This window comes from Pseudomonas sp. Pseusp15 (assembly GCF_059492165.1).
This window is the reverse complement of sequence record NZ_CP168523.1, coordinates 2,278,936-2,298,967: the sequence shown is the minus strand read 5'-3', so window position 1 is coordinate 2,298,967 and position 20,032 is coordinate 2,278,936. Positions and strand designations below refer to the sequence as shown.

The window sequence follows — 20,032 nt, the reverse complement described above, 5'->3', positions numbered from 1 at the left end:
TGATATTGATCAACTTCTGCATTGCTTTGCTGGCTAGACTGAAAATCAATACGACGTAACAAGTCGAGGTTGTACTTCATGTCCTGGTTCCGCCGGCACCGCCAACGCCTACTGCGCCTGATCCTCGCCGTATGGGTGGTTGCTGTGACCGTGATGGCAATCCAGGGGTGTCTGGTACAGCCGATTCACAATTTGGCCGCGCCACACAATGTCGAACAGCATCTGCTGGAGGGGCATGCGCTCCACGCCAATGGTTGCCTTCAAAACTGTGAGGACACTGCCACGGCGATAAAACCTGCATTGCAGATGCCAGCAGCGGATCCTGTCCACTGGGCTGCCCTGTTACTGCTAACGGCGGCAGTCCTGATTATGGTGTTTGATCCTGAGCAAAAATCCTCCTTCGCCGCTCTTGTACTGAAACGTCCCGCGCCACCCGAAAGCCCTGTACGTCTTACTTTCGTCCGTTTCAACGATTAACCCCTGCCTCAGAGTGGCAGAGCACTGGTTGCTCTGTCCTGCTGTGTCGCTTTTTCGCGACTCGGTTATTCCTGCTTATCCCGTCACAATCTCAGGAGTTCATCATGCAAGTGCATTCGAAATGGGTTTTGGCTGCCGTCTTGGCCAGCCGTGCATTCATGGTCTCTGCCGAGGATGCGCATCACCCGGCCGACGCGCCAGCCGACGCAACCGTGAGCACCGCCCCGGTATCGACGACCATGACCAAAGCCATGACCGAGCAAATGCAGAAAATGCAGGCTGCACATGACAAAGCAGTAGCGGCTGAAACGCCGGCTGAGCGCCAGTCCGCCTTGCAAGAAGGCATGAAAGCGATGCAGGACAGCATGGCCATGATGAGTAAGGAGCAGGGTGCGATGGGTTGTATGGGAGCTAAGGACAGCGAAGGCAAAGGGATGATGGACATGATGATGCAGATGATGGAGCAGCAGTCGTCCATGATGGAAATGCCGATGAAAAAGTGAATGTGCGGTAGAGCTGCTGCAAATGACATGGCTCTGGCGCTGGAGGGGTGAATGCAGCCAGCACCCCTCTGATGTTTGTTGTTGAGGAGCACCCACCATGAACCATACAGAATCGGCCTACGGTCTTTGGTCGCTGGTTATCATCAACTCATTGGTGTTTATCCTGTTTGCCTTCAGTTTCACCCGGCCCAGGACGAGCCGCGATTGGCGCTCATTCGGTATGTTCTCGGCGTTCCTGGTGGCTCTGTTTACCGAAATGTACGGTTTCCCGCTGACGATCTACCTGTTGATGCCCTGGCTCACTCGTCACTTCCCTGGCATCGACTTCCTTTCGCACGACGCTGGGCATTTGCTCGAAGTAATGATGGGGTGGAAGGTCAATCCACACTGGGGTCCATTCCACATTGTCAGCAACCTGCTGATCGCTGGCGGCTTCTGGTTATTGGCGGCCGCCTGGCGTGTGCTCTACAAGGCCCAAAGCACTGGCCAACTGGCGCTCGACGGACCGTATTCACGGATCCGTCACCCGCAGTACGCTGGCTTCGTGCTGATCATGTTTGGCTTTTTGTTGCAATGGCCGACATTGATCACCCTGGCAATGTTTCCAATTCTCCTGTTGGTTTACGCCAGGCTGGCGAAGCGAGAAGAGCAGGAGATGCTTGCGCACTTCGGTGATGCCTACCGAACTTACTGTGAACAGACTCCGGCATTCCTGCCCTGGTCAGTCCCCCACAGTCCCAACACTCCTACTGGTAGCCCTCCAGGCTCAGGAAAACAATCATGAACGCTCCCTGGAAAACCGGCATTTCTCTGGCCCTGACCATGGCCATTTCCTACACCATCTGTGCGTTGCTCTATGCGCTATGGCCGGCGCAGGGTATTGCTTTCCTCAGTGCCTTGTTCCATGGACTCGACTTCAGTCGTCTTCAAGCTCCGCAAGACTACAGTGTGGCGACTTTCGTCGGACCACTGCTGGTCTTGAGTGTATGGGGCGCGTTGGTCGGTACCTTGTTTGCGTGGCTGTCCGCCAAGCTTCATGGCAGGCCTTGATAGCTGCTTCGAGTAGGAGGCCGTGATGAGCGAATCACACATGCAGCACAGCCAACACCAGCAGGCGCTTGCATCAGGGAAAATGGCGAAAGACCCGATCTGCGGGATGATGGTTGATATGACCATGGCGTTGTCACGAGAACGTGGCGGGCGCACCTATTACTTTTGCAGCGATAGTTGCGTGCGCATCTTCGAGTCGCCAGAAAATGAACTGAAGGCGATGAAAACCCGCGTGACTATCGCCCTGACCGGTGTATTGGCCTTGGCGCTGCTGCGTGCGGGCGCCTTCATCGCGCTGGCCGCGGGTGCCACCTTGCTGACTTGGGTACCGATCCCGGCACTCCCTTGGTTCACGTGGGGTATCTGGCTATTCCTGCTGGTAACACCGGTGCAGTTCATCGGCGGCTGGAGTTTCTATAAGGGGGCGTGGAATGCCATTCGCACCCGTAGCATCAACATGGATTTTCTGATCGCCCTCGGCACATCGGTCGCCTATTTCTACAGTGTCGCGGTGTTGTTCTTCCCGGATGTCCTGCCGGTCAAGGTAGCCGAGCGCGACGTCTATTTCGAGGTGTCGGCGGTCATCATCGCCTTCGTACTGCTTGGCAGGTACATGGAGGAGATCATCAAGAAAAAATCCTCGGCGGCGGTGCGGCGCTTACTTGATCTCAAGCCTGCGATTGCGCATGTGATTCGTGACGGACAAGAGGTCGACTTGCCTGCTGAAAACGTCATGGCCGGGGAGTTTCTGGTGGTCAAGCCTGGCGAGAAAATCCCCACCGATGGCGATGTCAGTGAAGGTCAGTCAACGGTGGATGAGTCCATGCTGACCGGCGAGTCGATGCCGGTCGACAAACACCCGGGCAGCCCGGTGATCGGAGGCACGCTCAATGGCAGCGGGGTGCTCACTTTCAAGGCGAGCAGGATCGGTGCCGATACCGCACTGGCGCAGATCATCAGGATGGTTGAGGAAGCACAGACCAGCACGGCACAGATCCAGCGGTTGGCCGATCAGGTCACGGGCTACTTTGTGCCGGCGGTGGTGACAGTCGCGATACTGGCCCTGATCGGCTGGTCTGTTGCGGGGAGTTTTCCGCAAGGGCTGTTGGCCTTTATCGCGGTGCTGATCATTTCCTGCCCCTGCGCCCTGGGCGTGGCGACGCCCGCCGCGTTAATGGTCGGTGTTGGCAAGGGGGCCGATAACGGCATCCTGATTCGCGGTGGCGAAGTGCTGGAGCGGGCAGAAAAACTGAGTACGGTGGTGTTCGACAAAACAGGCACCATTACCCGAGGCGAACCCAACGTAACCGATGTGATTTCGCTAGGCGCAGCGTCGGAACACGAGGTTTTGATGCTCGCTGCCGCCGTGGAGTCCGGTTCGGAACATCCGCTTGGTGCCGCGATTGTGCGCGCCGCCCGGCATCGCGATATCAGCCTGCCGAAAGCGAGCGACATCAAAGGGATCGCCGGTCACGGCATCGAAGGCAAGATCGACAATCGCACCCTCTGGCTGGGCAACCGGCGTTTATTCGCCCGCCAAGGCATTTCGACCGAGGCTGCCGAGGAGCACCTCATCCGTTTGGAAGCCGATGGCAAGACCGCCATGCTGGTCGGAGTCGATGACCGTTTGCTCGGTGTGATTGCTGTGGCCGATACCATTAAACCTGAAGCGGCCGAGGCTGTTGCGGCGTTGCTGGCCAGCGGCATCAAGGTCGTGCTGCTGAGCGGTGACAACCACCGTACTGCCGAAGCGGTTGCACGCCAGGTGGGCATCGAGCGAGTGATTGCCGAGGTTTTACCGAATGACAAGGTCGCAGTGATCCGTCAATTGCAAAGCGAAGGGCAGGTCGTGGCCATGGTTGGCGATGGTGTCAACGATGCGCCTGCCCTGGCCACCGCAGACATCGGCATCGCCATCGGCTCGGGTTCCGATGTAGCCAAGGAAACCGGCGGCATCATCCTGCTCAAGAACGATGTGCGTGACGTGGTGACCGCGATCAAGCTGTCGCGCGCAACCATGGTCAAGATTAAACAAAACCTGTTCTGGGCATTCATCTACAACAGTATCGGCATTCCAATCGCGGCCTTTGGTGTGCTTAACCCCATCATCGCTGCCGCCGCCATGGCACTCAGCTCCCTGTCGGTGGTTGCCAACTCCGCACTGCTTAAACGTGCCCGTGTTGGTTTAAGCCAGGAGGCCACATCATGAAGCGCGAAGTTTTGATTATCTGCCTTTTGGTCAGTATCGCGGGTATTGCAACGGCGATTTACCTGTTGGGGCTGACGGGCAAATCGTTGGCCATAGCAGCGATATTCCTGCTATGCCCGGTCTTGGTCGGGGTGCAACTTTTTCGCGGCGTCCGCCAATTCGATAAGGACATGGCCGAGGCCCGTCGCAAACCCCACAGGAGGAATCAGTTATGAGACGCCATTATGTTCCCCATCGCAGCACCGGCCGTGTCAACGGGTTCTTCCTCGGCTTTCTTGCCATCGCCGGGTACTTCCTGTTGACCGAGCACCGGGCCCACGTCATTCCCTACTTGCCATTCCTGCTGTTGCTGGCCTGTCCGCTCATGCATCTGTTCATGCATCGTGGACACGGTGGGCATGGCGGTCACGAACAGGCCAATCGCGGTGAGCATGACGCGCACGGTGGCTGCTGCGGCCATCAGTACCGCGACGATCACGCAGGCCATGCGCCCGAATCCGGTAGTCAGTCGGACGGCGCGACGCAACGCCCAGACCTATGAGTGCCGTGCCGTATATCGCATGAGACCCTGCCTGCGTGCAGTGAGGGCAGTAGTATGGTGAACAAGTCCTGGATAGTGGCTTCTTCAGCGAATCGACTTACTGCGCCAAGGCGCCGAAAGGAGTGTGCTCATGCCGATACGCAGTGTGCTTGAGTTACGCGTCCGCCGGCTCGGCATTGATACCCACCAGCAGCCGGTGGCGTTCATGCCACGGGATTGTCACGTCTGCCGCTCGGAAGGTTTTTCCGCCTTGTCACGTATCGAACTGGTCAAAGGCACGCGTCGCGTCATCGCGACGCTGATGGTGGTGGATGGACGGTGGATAGCCGGCGGTGAGGTTGGGCTATCGGAATCGGCCTGGCGGCTGCTCGGTGCTCAGGAGGGTGAAAGCGTTGCCGTGCGTCACCCGGCGCCGGTAGAGTCGATGAGCGCCGTGCGCGGGAAGATCTATGGAAGTGCGCTGTCGCGGGAGGCGCTGACCGCGATCGTGAATGACATCGATGCCGGCCGATTCAGCGATGTGGAGCTGGCGGCCTTTATAACCGGCTGTACCGGCAACCAACTGTCGCTCACCGAGATCCGCTATCTGACCGAAGCCATGGTTGAAACCGGCGAGCGTCTGCACTGGGACCGGTCACCGGTGCTGGACAAGCACTGCGTCGGTGGGCTGCCGGGGAATCGGACCACGCCCATCGTGGTGGCCATCGTCGCGGCCAACGGCCTTTGCATACCCAAGACTTCCTCCCGCGCCATTACCTCGCCAGCGGGTACAGCCGATACCATGGAGACCCTGGCCCCGGTCGCTCTCGATTTGCCGGCGATGCGCAGGGTAGTGGAGCAAGAAAACGGTTGTGTCGTGTGGGGCGCGGCCGTGCAACTGAGCCCAACCGATGATGTCATGATCCGGGTCGAAAGAGCCCTGGACTTGGACAGCCAAGGCCAGTTGGTGGCCTCGGTGTTGTCGAAGAAACTGGCGGCCGGTGCCAGTCATGTGTTGATCGATATCCCGGTCGGCGCCACCGCGAAAGTGCGCGATCTGCCGGCGGCGATAAAACTGCAAACGCTGTTGGTCGAGGTCGGCGGTCGGCTTGGCCTCAACGTCAAGGTGCATGTCTCGAACGGTGATGGCCCTGTTGGGCGGGGTATCGGTCCGGCATTGGAAGCGCGTGATGTGCTGGCGGTGCTGCGCGGCGATGCGCAGGCGCCGCCGGACTTGCGTGAGCGTACCCTCGACCTCGCCGGTCTGTTACTGGAAATGGCCGGCAAGGCGCCGGCCGATAGTGGCTATGCGCTCGCCGCCACTACCTTGGCGAGCGGTAGTGCCTGGCGAAAATTCCAGGCCATCGCGAACGCCCAGGGCGGACTGCGAGAGCCGCCGCAGGCGCGCTATAGGCACCCGGTCCTGGCCGGCCGTGAAGGTCGTGTGTGCCGCATCGACAACCGCGTACTGTCGCGCATCGGAAAATTGGCCGGGGCACCGGCGGCCCCCGCGGCCGGGCTGGTACTCGGTACGGCGCTCGGAGAACGGGTCGAGGCCGATCAGCCGCTCTATACCGTGCATGCCGAAAGCCCGGGCGAACTGGCCTATGCGCTGGAGTATGCACAGCAGCACCCGGAACTCTTCTTCATCGAGGAGGATGCGCCATGAATCCCCTGCTGTTTTGTCTCGACGGCAATCTGGCTTTACAGACCGGGCTGGCGGCGGCCGCGAGGCTGGAACCCGCCGCCTGCCAATTGAGGCAGTTTCCCGACGAGGAAAGCTATGTGCGTGTGTTGAGCGACGTGCAGGGCCGTGACGCGGTGATTTTGTGCAGCCTGCACTGCCCGGACAAACGGTTCATACCGCTGTGCTTCCTTATGGAAACCCTGCGCGAGATGGGCACTCGCTCTGTGGGCCTGGTTGCTCCCTACTTGGCCTATATGCGCCAGGACCAGCGTTTTCATCCGGGTGAGGCTGTCAGCGCGCGTCTGTTTGCTGCACTGTTGGCTCCGCACATCGACTGGTTGGTGACGGTGGATCCGCACCTGCATCGTATCCATGATCTAGGCACCCTATACCCGGTACCGCATCGAGTCGTACATGCCGCGCCGGCCCTGGCAGCCTGGATCCCCGGCAAGATCGCCCGACCTTTGTTGATCGGTCCGGACAGCGAAAGCGAGCAATGGGTATCGGAGGTCGCCCGGCTGGCGAAAGCACCATTCATCGTGTTGCAGAAAATGCGACTCGGCGATCGGGAGGTCGCGGTCTCCGTGCCCGATATCCAGCGTTGGCGAGAACACACCCCGGTGTTGATCGACGACATCATTTCGACGGGGCATACCCTGCTCGAAACCGCCGGGCACCTGCAACGAGCAGGCATGCGCCCACCGGTGGCCTTGGCGGTGCACGGAGTGTATGCAGAACACGCCCAACGCAACCTGCAAGCGGCCGGCATTCAGGTCTTCACCAGCAATAGCATCCGGCACGCCAGCAACGCCATCGATCTGTCGACACTGCTTGCACAAGCCATCAAGGAGCTTGCGCCATGACTTCCGTACTCACTCATCACGGGCACTCACGGGCTGATCGCAAACAGCGCCGTCGTGCACGAGGTACTGAGTAGACGCGATCGATCGGAAGATAACGCGGAGAGGAACATGAGCGACAGGACCCGGTTCGTCATTACTGCCTGCGAACGCTTGCACCGGATGAGCGAGGTCGAGATGTGCGAACACAAGGGGATCGGCCATCCGGACAGCCTGTGCGATGGTGTCGCGGAAGCCGTGTCGCTGGCGCTCAACCGCGCGTACCTGCAAGCCTATGGGCGCATTCAGCATTACAACGTCGACAAGGCCTTGTTGATCGGCGGCGAGAGCCAGCCGCACTTTGGTGGTGGACAGGTGCTGACGCCGATGCGCCTGATCCTGTGCGGCCGAGCCAGTTCCTTGCCGGACGCCGGGCTGGCCGAAAGTGTGCATGCATCCGCACGTCGCTATTTGTCCGAGAACCTGCGCTGCGATCCGGCGTTGTTCGCAATCGAATGTGCGGTACGTAGCGGCAGCCCCAATCTGCAGCAGGCTTTCGTGCGCGGTATGTCTCACGCGCTGGCCAACGACACCTCCTTCGGTATCGGGTTCGCGCCGTACTCGCCCCTCGAAAAACAGGTGCTGCAACTGGGGACGCTGTTGCACTCGGCCGAGTTTCAAGCGCGTTTTCCGGCGGCGGGCGATGACTATAAAGTCATGGGGGCGCGGGTTGGCGACAGGATGACATTTACCGTCGCGTTGGCGCTCATCGATCGGGAGATTCACCATGCGGCAGAGTATTTCGCGATTAAGCAGTCGATCACGGAGCATTTACGCGCGACCCTGGCGAGCCCCTGTGATCTAGCCGTCAATACGCTCGACGATACGAACGCGATCGGCGTGGACGGGATTTACCTGACCGTCACCGGGTTGAGTGCAGAGCAGGGCGACGACGGCCAGGTTGGGCGCGGTAACCGCATGAACGGCCTGATCACACCTTGCCGCAGCATGTCGCTTGAAGCGGTGGCGGGGAAAAACCCGGTTTCCCATGTCGGCAAGCTCTACAACGCACTGGCGTGGGAAATGGCACGCGCTATCGTCGCCGAAGTCGCGGGCGTGGAAGAGGCCACGGTGCAACTGTTGTCGCGTATCGGCCAGCCGGTTGACTGCCCGGCACTGGTTGCTGTCGAACTGGGCTGCCGCACTCCTTTGAGTGCGGCCATGCGCCAGGCAGTGCAAAACCTTGCGTATGCCCATTTGTCCGACATCGAACGAACCACTGCGCGTTTGGTCCGCGGTGATCTGCCTGCTTTTTGATAAGAGAAGTCAGCGGGGTTGCTCAGCGGTCACACATCACTGAGCTACCTTTTTAGGCACCTGGCTACTGAGTTCGGCGCATCCGATCCAATGCTTCAGCCTTTCCACGCTCGCCCATTCACTAGGTTAGCCGGCCGCTCACCCGCCAACGCCGCCAACAAATTTTCGACCGCACAAGTCGCCATCGCCTCCCGCGTCTCATGGGTCGCCGAACCGATATGCGGCGTCGCCACCACATTGTTCAACTGCAACAACGGCGAGTCATGGCGCAGCGGTTCGCGCTCGAACACATCCAGCCCGGCAGCGCGAATCCGGTTCTGCTGCAACGCCTCGATCAACGCCGCTTCGTCCACCACCTTACCCCGTGAAATGTTGATGAAGATGCTCTGCGGGCGCATCAAGGCGAACTCCCTGGCGCCGATCAGCTTTTCGGTTTCAGCGGTCAGTGGCAAGGTCAGGCAAATGAAATCGGCCTGCTGCAACAACTCGGTCAGGCTGCGGTATTGCGCATTGAAGCGCTGCTCCACCGCCGGTTTCGGGGAATGGCTGTGATACACAACCGGCATGCCGAAACCGAAATGCCCACGCTGCGCCAACGCCTCGCCAATCCGCCCCATGCCGATGATGCCCAGCGTCTTGCCATGCACATCGCTGCCGAAATGCGCCGGGCCAATGTTGCGGTTCCACTGGCCGGCGCGAACCATGTTCGCCAGTTCCACCACGCGTCGGGCGGTGGCCAGGATCAGCGCGAAACCGGTGTCGGCGGTGGTCTCGGTCAACACGTCGGGGGTGTTGCTGAGCAGGATCCGCCGTTCGGTCAGGTAGTCGATGTCGTAGTTGTCGACGCCGACGGACACACTGGCAATCGCTTCCAGGTTCGGTGCCAGGTCCAGCAACCCGGCATCGAGTTTCAGACTGGCGCCAAGCAACCCTTGGGCGCGGGGCAGGGCCTGGCGCAGCTTGGCCAGGCCTTCGGCGTCGAGGCTGTCGATCAGCGTCACCTCGGTCTGCTCATGCAAGCGAGCCATCAGCAGCGGCGAGAGTTTCTTGTACAGCACAACCTGCTTTTTCATATCAACATCCATTCAGGAATGAGCCGCCACCGGCCGGGGCGCGGCGGCTTTGGCCACGACCCGGTCACTGGCGCCGGGCTTGAGGAAAATCGTCAGCACCACCGACACCAGCAACGCGCTGCTCATCAGCAGATAAGACGCACCAGGCGATCCGGTGGAGCTGTTCAGGTACCCGACCAGATAAGAGCCGCCAAACGAACCGAGCGCGCCCATGCTGTTGATCAACGCCATGGCGCCACCGGCCACGTTGGCCGGGAGGATTTCTGGAACGATGGCGAAGAACGGCCCGTACGGGGCGTACATGCAGGCACCGGCAATCACCAGCAGGGTGTAGGACCACCAGAAATGCTCCGCGCCCAGCGCGTAGGAGCCGTAGAACGCAATCGAGGCGATCAGCAGCGGAGGCCAGACGAAGCGTTTGCGCTTCTGCAGTTTGTCCGAGCCCCAGGACACCAGCAGCATGCCGATCACTGCCGCCAGGTAGGGTAACGCCGACAGCCAGCCGGCTTCGATCATGTCCATTTGCGCGCCGGCCTTGAGGATTGATGGCAGCCACAGCACGAAACCGTAGACGCCGATGCTCCAGCAGAAGAACTGCAAGGCGAGGATGATGACTTTTGGCGAACGGAAGGCTTCGGCGTAGTTTTTCACTGCCTTGATGCCGACCTGTTCGGCGGCCAGGGCACTTTCCAGGTCCTGCTTTTCCTGGTCGTTGAGCCACTTGGCCTGGGCCGGACGGTCATCGGCCAGACGCCACCAGATAAACGCCCACAACACCGCCGGCAAGCCTTCGATGATGAACATCCAGCGCCAGCTGAAATGCTGGATCAGGTAACCCGAGACCACCGACATCCAGAGCATGGTCACCGGGTTGCCGAGGATCAGGAAGGTGTTGGCGCGCGAGCGTTCGGCACGGGTGAACCAGTGGCACAGGTACACCAGCATCGCCGGCATCACCGCGGCTTCGACCACGCCGAGCATGAAACGAATGACGATCAGCCAGTAGGCGTTGGAGACGATCCCGGTCAAGGTCGCCAGGGCGCCCCAGAGAATCAGGCTGACAAAAATCAGTTTCTTCACGCTGTGCTTCTGGGCGTAGATCGCGCCCGGAATCTGGAAGAAGAAATAGCCGAGGAAGAACAGTGCGCCGAGCAGGGAAGACAACCCCGGGGTGATCATCAGGTCCTTGGCCATCCCGGAGGCGGCGGCGAACCCGTAGTTGGCGCGGTCCAGATACGCCAGGCTGTAGGTGATGAACACGATGGGCATGATGTACCACCAGCGGCGGGTGGCCAGTGTTGCGGTTTTCATAGTGATGCTCCTGAGCTTGTTGTTTTTGTCGCAGCAGGTAACGGAGTCTGATTCAAATTTTTACGTTAATAGTGAGGGGCCCTTCGCGGGCAAGCCTCGCTCCTACGGGCGTACACCCCGAACCCTGTAGGAGCGAGGCTTGCCCGCGAACGGCGTCCTCAAATTCAGCATCCATTTCGGCCCGGGTGGGCAAGCCTTCCATATCCCCACGGCTCTGCACCGCGCGGCTGCCGATCCAGTTGGCACGCTGCACGGCATGAGCAACGCTGTGGTTTTCCAGCAGGGCGCTGATCAGGCCGACGGCAAACCCGTCACCGGCACCAACCGTATCGACCACTGTTGCCACGGGTACGCCTGCAACGAAACCTTCATCCTGATGCGTGCGGTAATACGCACCGTGCGGGCCAAGTTTGATCGCCACGGCTTCGGCGCCCTGGTCGAGGTAAAACGCCGCGATATCGGCGGGGTCTTCGAAACCGGTCAGCAACCGTCCTTCGCTCAACCCCGGCAGTACCCAATGGGCGAGGGCGGCGAGGCGGTTGATCTCGCTGATCATCTGCTGTTCGCTGGCCCACAGGCTCGGGCGCAGGTTGGGGTCGAACGACACGCTGCGCCCGGCATCGCGCATGCGGGTCATCAGTTCGAAGGACATTGCCCGGGCCGACGCGGATAGCGCCGGAGGAATGCCGGTGGCATGCAAGTGCCGGGCGTTGAGCAGCGACGGGGAAATCGACTGCACCGACAAGTGACTGGCCGCCGAACCGCGACGGAAATATTCGACCACCGGATCGCTGCCGTCATCGGCGCGGGATTTGAGTTGAAACCCGGTGGGGTGGGCCGGGTCGATGTCGACGTGGCTGCAATCCAGGCCTTCTTTCTTCAGCGTATCGATGACGAAACGGCCGAGAGAATCGGCGCCCACCCGGCTCAGCCAGGCGACGTTAAAGCCCAATCGCGACAGGCCAATGGCGACGTTGCTGTCGGCCCCGGCAATGCGCTTGTGGAAGTGGCCGACGTCGGCCAGTTCACCGTTCTGCTCGGCAACGAACATCGCCATGGTTTCGCCGAACGACAGAATCTCGATCTCAGACATGCGCAGGCTCCAGGCGGGATTGGCCGAGGCAGGCGAGGGTAGCAACGTGTTCGGTGGTCAACTGCACCAGGTCATCGCCTTGCAGCGGATATTCCGCTGCGCGCATCACGTTCTGGGGCATGTGCCGCAGCAATTGTTGCCACAGGTGCAAGTCACTGGCCGCCGGTGGTATCGCCACCAGTTTGCCGTCGACCCGACGCGCCACTGCTTTGCAGTGCACGTAGCCGACATGTCGACCGAGCAACCGCGCGGCGCTGGCAGCGGACTGGTCCTGCCATTGCCAGTTGCCGATATCGAAGGTCATTTTGATCGGTAACTGATGCTGCTCGACGTCGGCGAAGAAACGCTGGAACGGCTCGATGCGGCCGCCGTGCAAGGTCTGGTCGTTTTCCACCAGCAATTGCACCGGGCTCTGCTGCAACACATGGGCCAGTGTTTGCAGGTCATTGTTGTCGGTGAAATAACCCAGGGAGACTTTCAGCCATTGTGAGCCGAATGCCTCGGCGCGTTGCAGGGTCGAGAGCAATTCAGGGTTGGGTGCCGATTGCCCGGCCAGCCACAACTCCAGCGGCGAGGAATACACGCTTTCCAGGCCCCGGGATTGCGTGGCGTCGGCCAATTGCGCGGGGTCTTCGAGGGTCAGCAGCTCTTCGCGCCATTCGATGTGCGTGGCGCCGGCAGCGGCCAGCACCTCGACAAAACTGCCTTGGCCGCGTTGGCGCACAAGCTCGGCGCCATAGCTGGACAGGCTGATGGAAACGGGTGGTTTGTTCATTGTTATCACCTCTGAAACCGGTTTCATTTTTGTTCAAAAAAAATATCAGTGAGTGATGTGTTGTTCTTTCGGGCCTCTTCGCGGGCAAGCCTCGCTCCTACAGGGGCGTGGGTGTAAATCCGTAGGAGCGAGGCTTGCCCGCGAAGAGGCCTTCAAATTGGAACACCCCCCGTGGTCGCCCCCCGCACAATCAACCGTGCCGGAAAATCCAAAGTCCGCACCGGCCCGTCATCCCCACGCAAACGCTTGAGCAAACACTCAAACGCACTCGCGCCAATGTCCTCGGTCGGCTGGGCGAGGGCGGTAATCCCGCTGCCCACCAGCGGATACCAATCCAGATCATCCAGGGCGATCAACCCGACATCCTCAAACAGGTTGCACTGCAATTCACGCAACGCATGGGTACTGGCCAACGCCGCAATACCGTTGGCGCAGAACAGCGCTTTCGGCCTGGGACCAGGGGTATCAAGAAAGGATTTCAAGCGACCGGCCAGATCACCGCCAGTTTCAACCACCGCGCCCGAGAGCGCCGGACGCTGCTCGATCTGCGCCTTGAAGCTGCTGACCCGCTCGATCCGCGAACTGGTGCCGTCAAACGGCTCCGTCACCATCAGCACATCGCGATAACCGCGTTGTTCAAGATGGGCCACGGCGATCTCGACGGCGGCGGGATTGTCCAGCCCCACCAGATCGCTATCGAACTGCTCGACCTTGCGATCCACCAGCACCATGGGCATTTCCCGCTGCAATTCACGCAACTCATCCACGTGATGGCCGAGGGTGTTCACGATCAAGCCTTCGATGTTGTACGAGCGCAGCAACGCCAGGTGCTGACGCTCCTGCTCGTCATCGCGATCGGTGTTGCACACCACCAGGCTGTAGCCGTGCCGACGGCAGGCGGTTTCCACGCCATGCATCACGGCAATCGAATAAGGGTTACGGATATCGGCCACCAACATGCCGATCAGCCGGGTGCGCCCGCGTTTGAGTCCGCGGGCCATCTGGTTAGGGCGGTAACCGAGTTCGGCAATCGCCTGCTCGATGCGCAGGGCCGTGGCATCGGAGAGCAGGGCGCGGTCGTCGCCGATGAAGCGCGAGACGCTGGCCTTGGAGACGCCGGCGTGTTCGGCGACGTCGAGCATGGTGACGCGGCTGCGCTGGGCGGCGGAGAAGTCGTTCATGGATTGAGTCTTCTTGTTATCTGAAACCGGTTTCATGAAACACCAGATTCTTTGGTTGCGTCAAGTGATAACGCTTTCAGTCAAGGTGCTCGAAAAGATCGAATCCGACAAACGGTATCAATACCTGTCAGATCTGACAGTAGGAAAATTTTCTGTTGAAGCGCCTAATTTTCCCGACAGAACAGCAAAAGAAAGTGCCTTGATTTCTCGAACATCTCGTATCAATCGGTGATGGAAAAATGATTTCGACACCCACTAATCAAACCACTAAGACGCCTATAGGTGTACTGGCACAACCGCTTTCAGTTGAAGGGATCGAGGACAGTGATCTGGCCGGTCATGTTCCTCGCGAGATTTTGAAAACCGGGACTCGAATTGTAATTCCGTATTGGCTGGATCCACTGCCTAATGATCGACTGTGGGTGATCAAGCGTCAGAATGATGTGGAGGATACTCTTTATAACGTTAAATACCCGACCCCCCTGACGGATAAGGAATTGTATTTCGATCTGACGCCAACTCATTTGGCAGTCGACGGCAGTATGTTTCTCTATTACGTACTCTGGAAAGGGGATGGCGGTAACGACGATCGCTCGCCAGATCGAAAACTAACCATCGATCACACGCCTCTTTTAACCTTTCTGGAACCCTTGGCGGTTCATGCAACACTCTGGGGGTATCTGAATAACAATACGAATCCTCCATTGACAAGTGGCGCCACTCTCCGCGTTCGCCCCCTGATTGACATTGCTCTGCCCGGATATGTCGCAGTGATTATCTGGAGGGGATACCGGAGCCTCAATGGAAGTGGTCCTGAAGTGACAGAAGTTTATGGCCGTTGGGAGAAAATACTTTCCGGGACAGACATAGCAAATGGCTTCAATCATGTAGTGCCGTTTCAAAAGCATATAAGTTCGTTGTTTGATAATGATTCCGCTGTTTTCATCTGCCAGTTGTTTGACGGCGGCAGGATCATTGCTGAGTCAGAACAAGGACTGGTGAAAATCGATCAAAAAATACCTGGAAAACCTGGCCCTTCCGGCCTGAACGCGCAAGGAGATACACTGATGACAATGCAATTCGTACCAAAAGTGCAGCGCCCCACTTCTACTCTTTCCTCAGGTGGTGGGGTTCTTTCGACTTTTGCAATAAATGGTCTGACAAATGGTTTTATCCCAAAAGCAATGTTTGATACTAAGGCCCTCATTGTGGATGTTAATCGTCCGCCAGATGAGCTGGAACAAGATAGTATGGATTTTATGTACCGCGAAAAAGGATCCCTGACTTGGATAGACTATCCAGAGACCCTCTTTCTTGGCCCAGTCGCCAGCCGGCCTCCGACCCCTATTCCGGTGACCTTGAATGCAGACCTGTTTAAGGAATTAGCTACGTCACTTGGCCCGACTGTTTGGGAAATCATGTTTAAATTTTTCAAAGACAATGGCGGTAATGGAGACCCCTCCAACATCGTGGAGGCTATATCTGACGAAACTGCACCGGTCAATACAAAAAATCCACCCAGAAAAATAAAGCCGACACCCGTTCCAAATTTTGCCAATGGCACCCCGCTTCCGCAGCGGATTATTGACAAGACCTGGATAGATGCAAATACGGATATGAATTTTACGGTGAGTGTCGGTTACTTCGGGCGTCGTCTCGACGACATGCTGACCGTCTGGCTCATCTCTGGTATGCAAAAAGTCCAGGTCTATAACGCCACCGTCAATGCTACCGGTGCATTTAGCATTCCTAGCAGCGCGTTGCTTCAATTCCTGAATGGACGCGTCAATATGAGTTATCGGTGGGACGATTGGCTCGCTAATCAAGGCGAAGAATCTGTTTCCACGCCGATTCTGACATTGGCATTACCGCAAGCGCCATTGGCCAAAAAAGCACCTTTGGTGCCAAAGACCGATCCAAACTACACCACGCCGCTCTATTGGGAAGACTTTGCAAACGCGATTACGGCTATCGTCGAAAACGCATTTATCGAACACGCGGAGCCGGGAGATCAAGTTTTTGCGGTGATTACGGATCCCCTCGATGTCACCAATTTTTTCGAGACTGCCAAACAACCTTGGGCTAACGCTAATCTGTCTTTTGATCTTGACTTCGCAGATCTTTATCCGAAATTTGCCAATACTGATGACCCCATGGACCTCACGATCCATTACGAAATAGAGCGCGCCGGTCTTACGCCTAATGCAGTTTCACCGACTGCAACCTTTACGTTCGATTCGCGTGTCGCTGGTGTAATACCTCCAAACCCGCCTGATCTGGAGAACCCGGATCTCCAACTACCGGTTGTAACGGGAGTTTCCAATGTTCCAGACGTTATTGCGGCTACTGATCGCGACAAGCCAGGTACATTCACAGTGACGAACGGTCTTACAGATCCGGACATTTTACCGGAGCATGAGGTCAAGTGTTACTTGGGTAACGCTACAATACCTTTTCAAACATATAGCCCGCTCGTAGCTGTACAGGGTTTTTCTGTTCCGATCCCGGCCAATGTAATGGCCACGTTGACACCTCCCAGCGATACAGCTCGCTACACTATCGAGATAACCGGATTAGGTAAAAACGTAAACAAATCCTTGACGAAGACAGTGGTCGTCAATCAGATTCCGGTCGTGCTGCCGGATCCTACAATCAGAATCCGTAATCCTGCAGTGCGCGACTATATCGAGTGCTTTGGGATGAGGAATCCTACCAGTGGTTATGTACTCGGATTGCAGCTCGCAAAGACCCCACTATTGCCGCAGGGCACGATTATCACGGCGCATTTTGAAGCGCACTCAAATGCGACGGGTAACGCGTTGATTCCCGGTACGGCTAACTCAGCAACTTACACCATCCAGGCTGCCAACATACCTGACGTTGCTGGCGTAGGTACTGCTACAAACTTCAAGGCTGCCCAGCCGAAGCGAGGTGCACTTGCATGGGGTAAATACTGGATTACAGCCCAGAATGGCCTGCAATCATCAACTCCGGTCATCAAACCTTTGGATACTATCAATAACAGCTTCCAATATTGCGACCTGTCACTAGCTCCAGTCTAGCGCTGTCTCCGTAGTATTGGTATTGCCGGTATCGCGAGGGAGATTCGATTGCCTCTCTCGCGATTTTTACCACTATCAAAGAGGAGGAAATCGAGGTTGCCTTCACTCTGGAAGGATAAGTCGTCGTGCATGTAAGGACTATTCCTACATTAAACATTCGGTTTTCTAATTAGGCTGTCGGACGTTTTTTAGGTGGGAGTTTTCAACACTGCCAAAAAACAGCTTCTGTATTCGTGCAGGTTTGAGGAACGACCCATGTCCACTTTTTTTCTTTCTAAACACCCGAATACCATCAGACTGATGATGGTGGCGACAATGATCGCCGCGCCTGAGGCCTATAGCCGAACCCTGTTGCCAGGCGAAAGTGAAGTGGTCACCAATCCACCTGCGCCGGAAGCCTGGGTGGTGTCCCAGGGGGGAACGCTGACCGTCAACAACGCGACAGCGCTGACCATCAGCTCACAAAATGCCAATGTCGTTTTCAACGGTGGTCAGAGCCAGCGAATCGATGCCAACACCTCCTCGTTGAATATGTCCGGCGCTACGGTCAACAGCACGGCGGGCCGAGGTGCCATTCAACTGATCGACAGCAACGCAACGATCGACAACTCGACCATCACCAGCACCAACAGTTTCGGGCTTTTGCTGGGACGTAACATCAGCACCCCTGCATCCTCTTCTGCCACCGTGACTGGTAACAGTGTCATCACCGGCGCGATTGGCGGCGTACAAGCGGTAGGTTTTGCCGTACTTAACCTTACAGACTCCACTGTCGTCGGCACGGGGGCCACCAGTTATGGTGTGCAGTTGGGCGGCGCAACACTTTCAGCGACGGGCAGCACGATTACCGGCGCACAAGACGGCCTGCAAATCGTGACCGACACGGTAGGTGTCAACGCCAGCACTGTGATGCTCAACCATACCCGCGTTACAGGCGGAACCGGGTCAGCCATCGTACTGGGCTCTTCCGGCAGCGCCGGCACGGTTGCCAACATCAATGTCCTTGCGGGTTCCGAGCTGATCGGCGGCAACGGCACACTGCTGCAGGCGACCAATCGCTCCACTGCCAACGTTACCGTCGACGCCAGTGCCTTGAGCGGCAATGTCATCGCCGATACCGGCAGCACCGTCGCGCTGGCGATGCAAAACGCGGCATCTATCGATGGCAATCTGCAAAACGTTACACGGGTCAGCCTCGATTCTCGCAGCACCTTGAACGGCAATGTGCAGGCGGTTGCGGGCACGGCGGCTACGGTGAGTCTGAACAACGGTTCTGCCATCAATGGCGATGTCGACAATGTCGTCAGCCTTTCACTGGACAATGGCAGCAGCCTGACCGGTGATGTGCTCACTGACGCCAATGGCAGCGTGCAGCTGGACAACCGTTCGGCAATCAAGGGCAACGTTGAAAACGTTTCCGGCCTCTCGCTGAACAATGGCAGCCGTCTCACCGGTGACGTGCTCACTGCTTCCAATGGCAACGTGCTCCTGGACAATAGTTCGGTATTAACTGGCCGGATCAACAATTCAGGCAATCTGAGCATCAACAACGCGGCGCAGTGGGTGATGACCGGGAATAGCGCCATACAGAACCTGACGTCCAACGGCGGCATCGTGCGTATGGGCACTAACGAGCAGTTCCTTCGACTGGATGTCGCTAATTTTTCCGGTAAGGGCACTGTTGTCATGGGGACAGACCTGAGAACCGGCGATACTGATTTTTTCAACGCCGGGCACGCGGAAGGTCAACTTAAATTTGATGTCACCCCTACCGGCCACAAGCCGCTGACTGCCGAGGACATACACATCGGCAATATCATTTCGGGCAACGCTGACGTTAGCTTGAACAATCGGGAAACAGTGGACGCCGGCACCTTTGTCTACCGGCTGGCGAGGGAAGGCGAGGGCTTGTACCTTCGGCCGGACAAGGAAACGGTCAGTACGTCGACCAATACGGCATTGGCATTGGCAGGCAGCGCGCGCAGTTTGTTGAATGCCGAAATGAACATGCTCAATGATCAGATCGGTGATCGCGGGCTCAGTGCCCGGCCCGAGGCTTCGATGCGGGCGGCCAGCGATAGCGACACCACAAAGCTGAGCAACAGTGTGTGGGTTCGCACTTACGGCAATCAATACAGCGTCGATAACGCCTATGGCGATGGCTACACGCAAAACCAGACCGGCATCACCGGCGGCGCCGATACATTGGTGGATCTTGGCGGTCGCTCGTGGGTATTGGGCGGGTTCGTCGGGTCTAGCCATACCAAAATGGATCTCAAATACGGTTCCAGCGCGACTGTCGAGAGTGTGAACGCCGGTGTTTACGGCAGCACGTTCGATGTTGAAAGCGGCGTGTTCGTCAATGTCATGGCCAAGATCAACCAGTTCGACAACAAGGCCAAAGTCACCATGAGTGATGGCACTCGGGCCAAGGGTGATTACACGGCCTTGGGCGCCAGCGGTTCGGTGGCGGTGGGCAAACATATTCGCCTCAAGAACAACTATTTCGTCGAACCCCAGGTGCGGGTTTCGACCGGCGTGACTCAAAGTGACAGTTATCGTTTGGACAATGGCCTTGAAGTTAAAGCCGACACCATGCGTTCTTTGCAGGGCAATGTGGGCGTCAGAGGCGGACGTGTGATCAGCCTCGAAAATGGCAGTCTGCTGGAGCCAAGTCTGTCGGCGGGGGTTAACCACGAGTTTGTGAAAACCAACGAGGTTAAAATCAACGACGACCGTTTCGATGATGACCGCGCCAGTAGCTCAATTGAGTACGGCGCAGGTGTGAAGTGGACACCGGCTCAACGCAACTGGCAGGTTTCCGGCCAGGTCGGTGGCAGTAAAGGCAACACTGTCAGTCAGGATTGGAGCGGTAGTTTGAGAGTGAGCTATTTCTTCTGATGAACGTTGCTTCAATGACATGACCTATAAAGAT

The 20,032-nt window shown here is 57.9% G+C and carries 17 protein-coding genes; 12 read left to right on the top strand and 5 right to left on the bottom strand.

The features are described 5' to 3' along the window. Positions 1-78 precede the first annotated feature (78 nt). From ACEN8R_RS10270 to ACEN8R_RS10225, 10 genes are all read left to right on the top strand, one after another. The gene (locus tag ACEN8R_RS10270; protein ID WP_018929092.1) at positions 79-477 is read left to right on the top strand and encodes a hypothetical protein; all 399 of its coding nucleotides are present in this window, start codon (positions 79-81) and stop codon (positions 475-477) included. Between the two features lie 104 nt (positions 478-581). Beyond that, on the top strand, positions 582-980 hold the full coding sequence (locus ACEN8R_RS10265; protein WP_018929093.1) for a hypothetical protein: 399 nt from the start codon (positions 582-584) through the stop codon (positions 978-980). Positions 981-1,077: 97 nt separating this feature from the next. Next, positions 1,078-1,764, top strand: coding sequence for a methyltransferase family protein (locus ACEN8R_RS10260; protein ID WP_018929094.1), 687 nt, complete (start codon positions 1,078-1,080; stop codon positions 1,762-1,764). Then, positions 1,761-2,030, top strand: coding sequence for a DUF5676 family membrane protein (locus ACEN8R_RS10255; protein ID WP_018929095.1), 270 nt, complete (start codon positions 1,761-1,763; stop codon positions 2,028-2,030). The genes ACEN8R_RS10260 and ACEN8R_RS10255 overlap by 4 nt, the downstream gene beginning before the upstream one ends. Before the next feature lie 25 nt (positions 2,031-2,055). After that, positions 2,056-4,239: a heavy metal translocating P-type ATPase gene (locus ACEN8R_RS10250; RefSeq protein ID WP_018929096.1), complete on the top strand. Its 2,184-nt coding sequence runs from the start codon at positions 2,056-2,058 to the stop codon at positions 4,237-4,239. Beyond that, positions 4,236-4,454 (top strand): hypothetical protein, encoded by a 219-nt coding sequence (locus ACEN8R_RS10245; protein WP_018929097.1) that lies wholly within the window; start codon positions 4,236-4,238, stop codon positions 4,452-4,454. The genes ACEN8R_RS10250 and ACEN8R_RS10245 overlap by 4 nt, the downstream gene beginning before the upstream one ends. Next, positions 4,451-4,780 carry a DUF2933 domain-containing protein gene (locus tag ACEN8R_RS10240; protein WP_081626552.1) on the top strand — a complete coding sequence of 110 codons (330 nt, stop codon included), beginning with the start codon at positions 4,451-4,453 and terminating at the stop codon, positions 4,778-4,780. The genes ACEN8R_RS10245 and ACEN8R_RS10240 overlap by 4 nt, the downstream gene beginning before the upstream one ends. A gap of 130 nt (positions 4,781-4,910) precedes the next feature. Continuing rightward, positions 4,911-6,428 (top strand): thymidine phosphorylase family protein, encoded by a 1,518-nt coding sequence (locus tag ACEN8R_RS10235; protein WP_018929099.1) that lies wholly within the window; start codon positions 4,911-4,913, stop codon positions 6,426-6,428. After that, positions 6,425-7,309: a ribose-phosphate pyrophosphokinase gene (locus ACEN8R_RS10230; protein ID WP_018929100.1), complete on the top strand. Its 885-nt coding sequence runs from the start codon at positions 6,425-6,427 to the stop codon at positions 7,307-7,309. Before ACEN8R_RS10235 ends, ACEN8R_RS10230 begins: the two co-directional genes overlap by 4 nt. 108 nt (positions 7,310-7,417) lie before the next feature. Then, entirely contained in the window at positions 7,418-8,602 is a 1,185-nt protein-coding gene (locus ACEN8R_RS10225; RefSeq protein ID WP_018929101.1) for a methionine adenosyltransferase, read from the top strand. A 95-nt stretch (positions 8,603-8,697) separates the two neighbouring features. Here ACEN8R_RS10225 and ACEN8R_RS10220 read toward each other — a convergent pair whose 3' ends face one another. From ACEN8R_RS10220 to ACEN8R_RS10200, 5 genes are all read right to left on the bottom strand, one after another. Further along, on the bottom strand, positions 8,698-9,675 hold the full coding sequence (locus tag ACEN8R_RS10220) for a 2-hydroxyacid dehydrogenase (protein ID WP_018929102.1): 978 nt from the start codon (positions 9,673-9,675) through the stop codon (positions 8,698-8,700). A gap of 12 nt (positions 9,676-9,687) precedes the next feature. Next, complete coding sequence (locus ACEN8R_RS10215) at positions 9,688-10,986, bottom strand: MFS transporter (RefSeq protein ID WP_018929103.1); 1,299 nt, start codon at positions 10,984-10,986, stop codon at positions 9,688-9,690. Positions 10,987-11,038: 52 nt separating this feature from the next. Further along, positions 11,039-12,079 carry a sugar kinase gene (locus ACEN8R_RS10210; protein WP_018929104.1) on the bottom strand — a complete coding sequence of 347 codons (1,041 nt, stop codon included), beginning with the start codon at positions 12,077-12,079 and terminating at the stop codon, positions 11,039-11,041. Next, positions 12,072-12,854, bottom strand: a complete 783-nt coding sequence (locus ACEN8R_RS10205; protein ID WP_018929105.1) for a sugar phosphate isomerase/epimerase family protein — start codon at positions 12,852-12,854, stop codon at positions 12,072-12,074. Before ACEN8R_RS10205 ends, ACEN8R_RS10210 begins: the two co-directional genes overlap by 8 nt. A gap of 152 nt (positions 12,855-13,006) precedes the next feature. Further along, on the bottom strand, positions 13,007-14,035 hold the full coding sequence (locus ACEN8R_RS10200; RefSeq protein ID WP_495624827.1) for a LacI family DNA-binding transcriptional regulator: 1,029 nt from the start codon (positions 14,033-14,035) through the stop codon (positions 13,007-13,009). A 239-nt stretch (positions 14,036-14,274) separates the two neighbouring features. Here ACEN8R_RS10200 and ACEN8R_RS10195 point away from each other — a divergent pair, with 239 nt between their 5' ends. Then, entirely contained in the window at positions 14,275-17,097 is a 2,823-nt protein-coding gene (locus tag ACEN8R_RS10195) for a hypothetical protein (RefSeq protein WP_495624826.1), read from the top strand. Between the two features lie 315 nt (positions 17,098-17,412). Next, positions 17,413-19,998 (top strand): autotransporter outer membrane beta-barrel domain-containing protein, encoded by a 2,586-nt coding sequence (locus ACEN8R_RS10190; RefSeq protein WP_495625008.1) that lies wholly within the window; start codon positions 17,413-17,415, stop codon positions 19,996-19,998. The last annotated feature ends 34 nt before the right edge of the window (positions 19,999-20,032 follow it).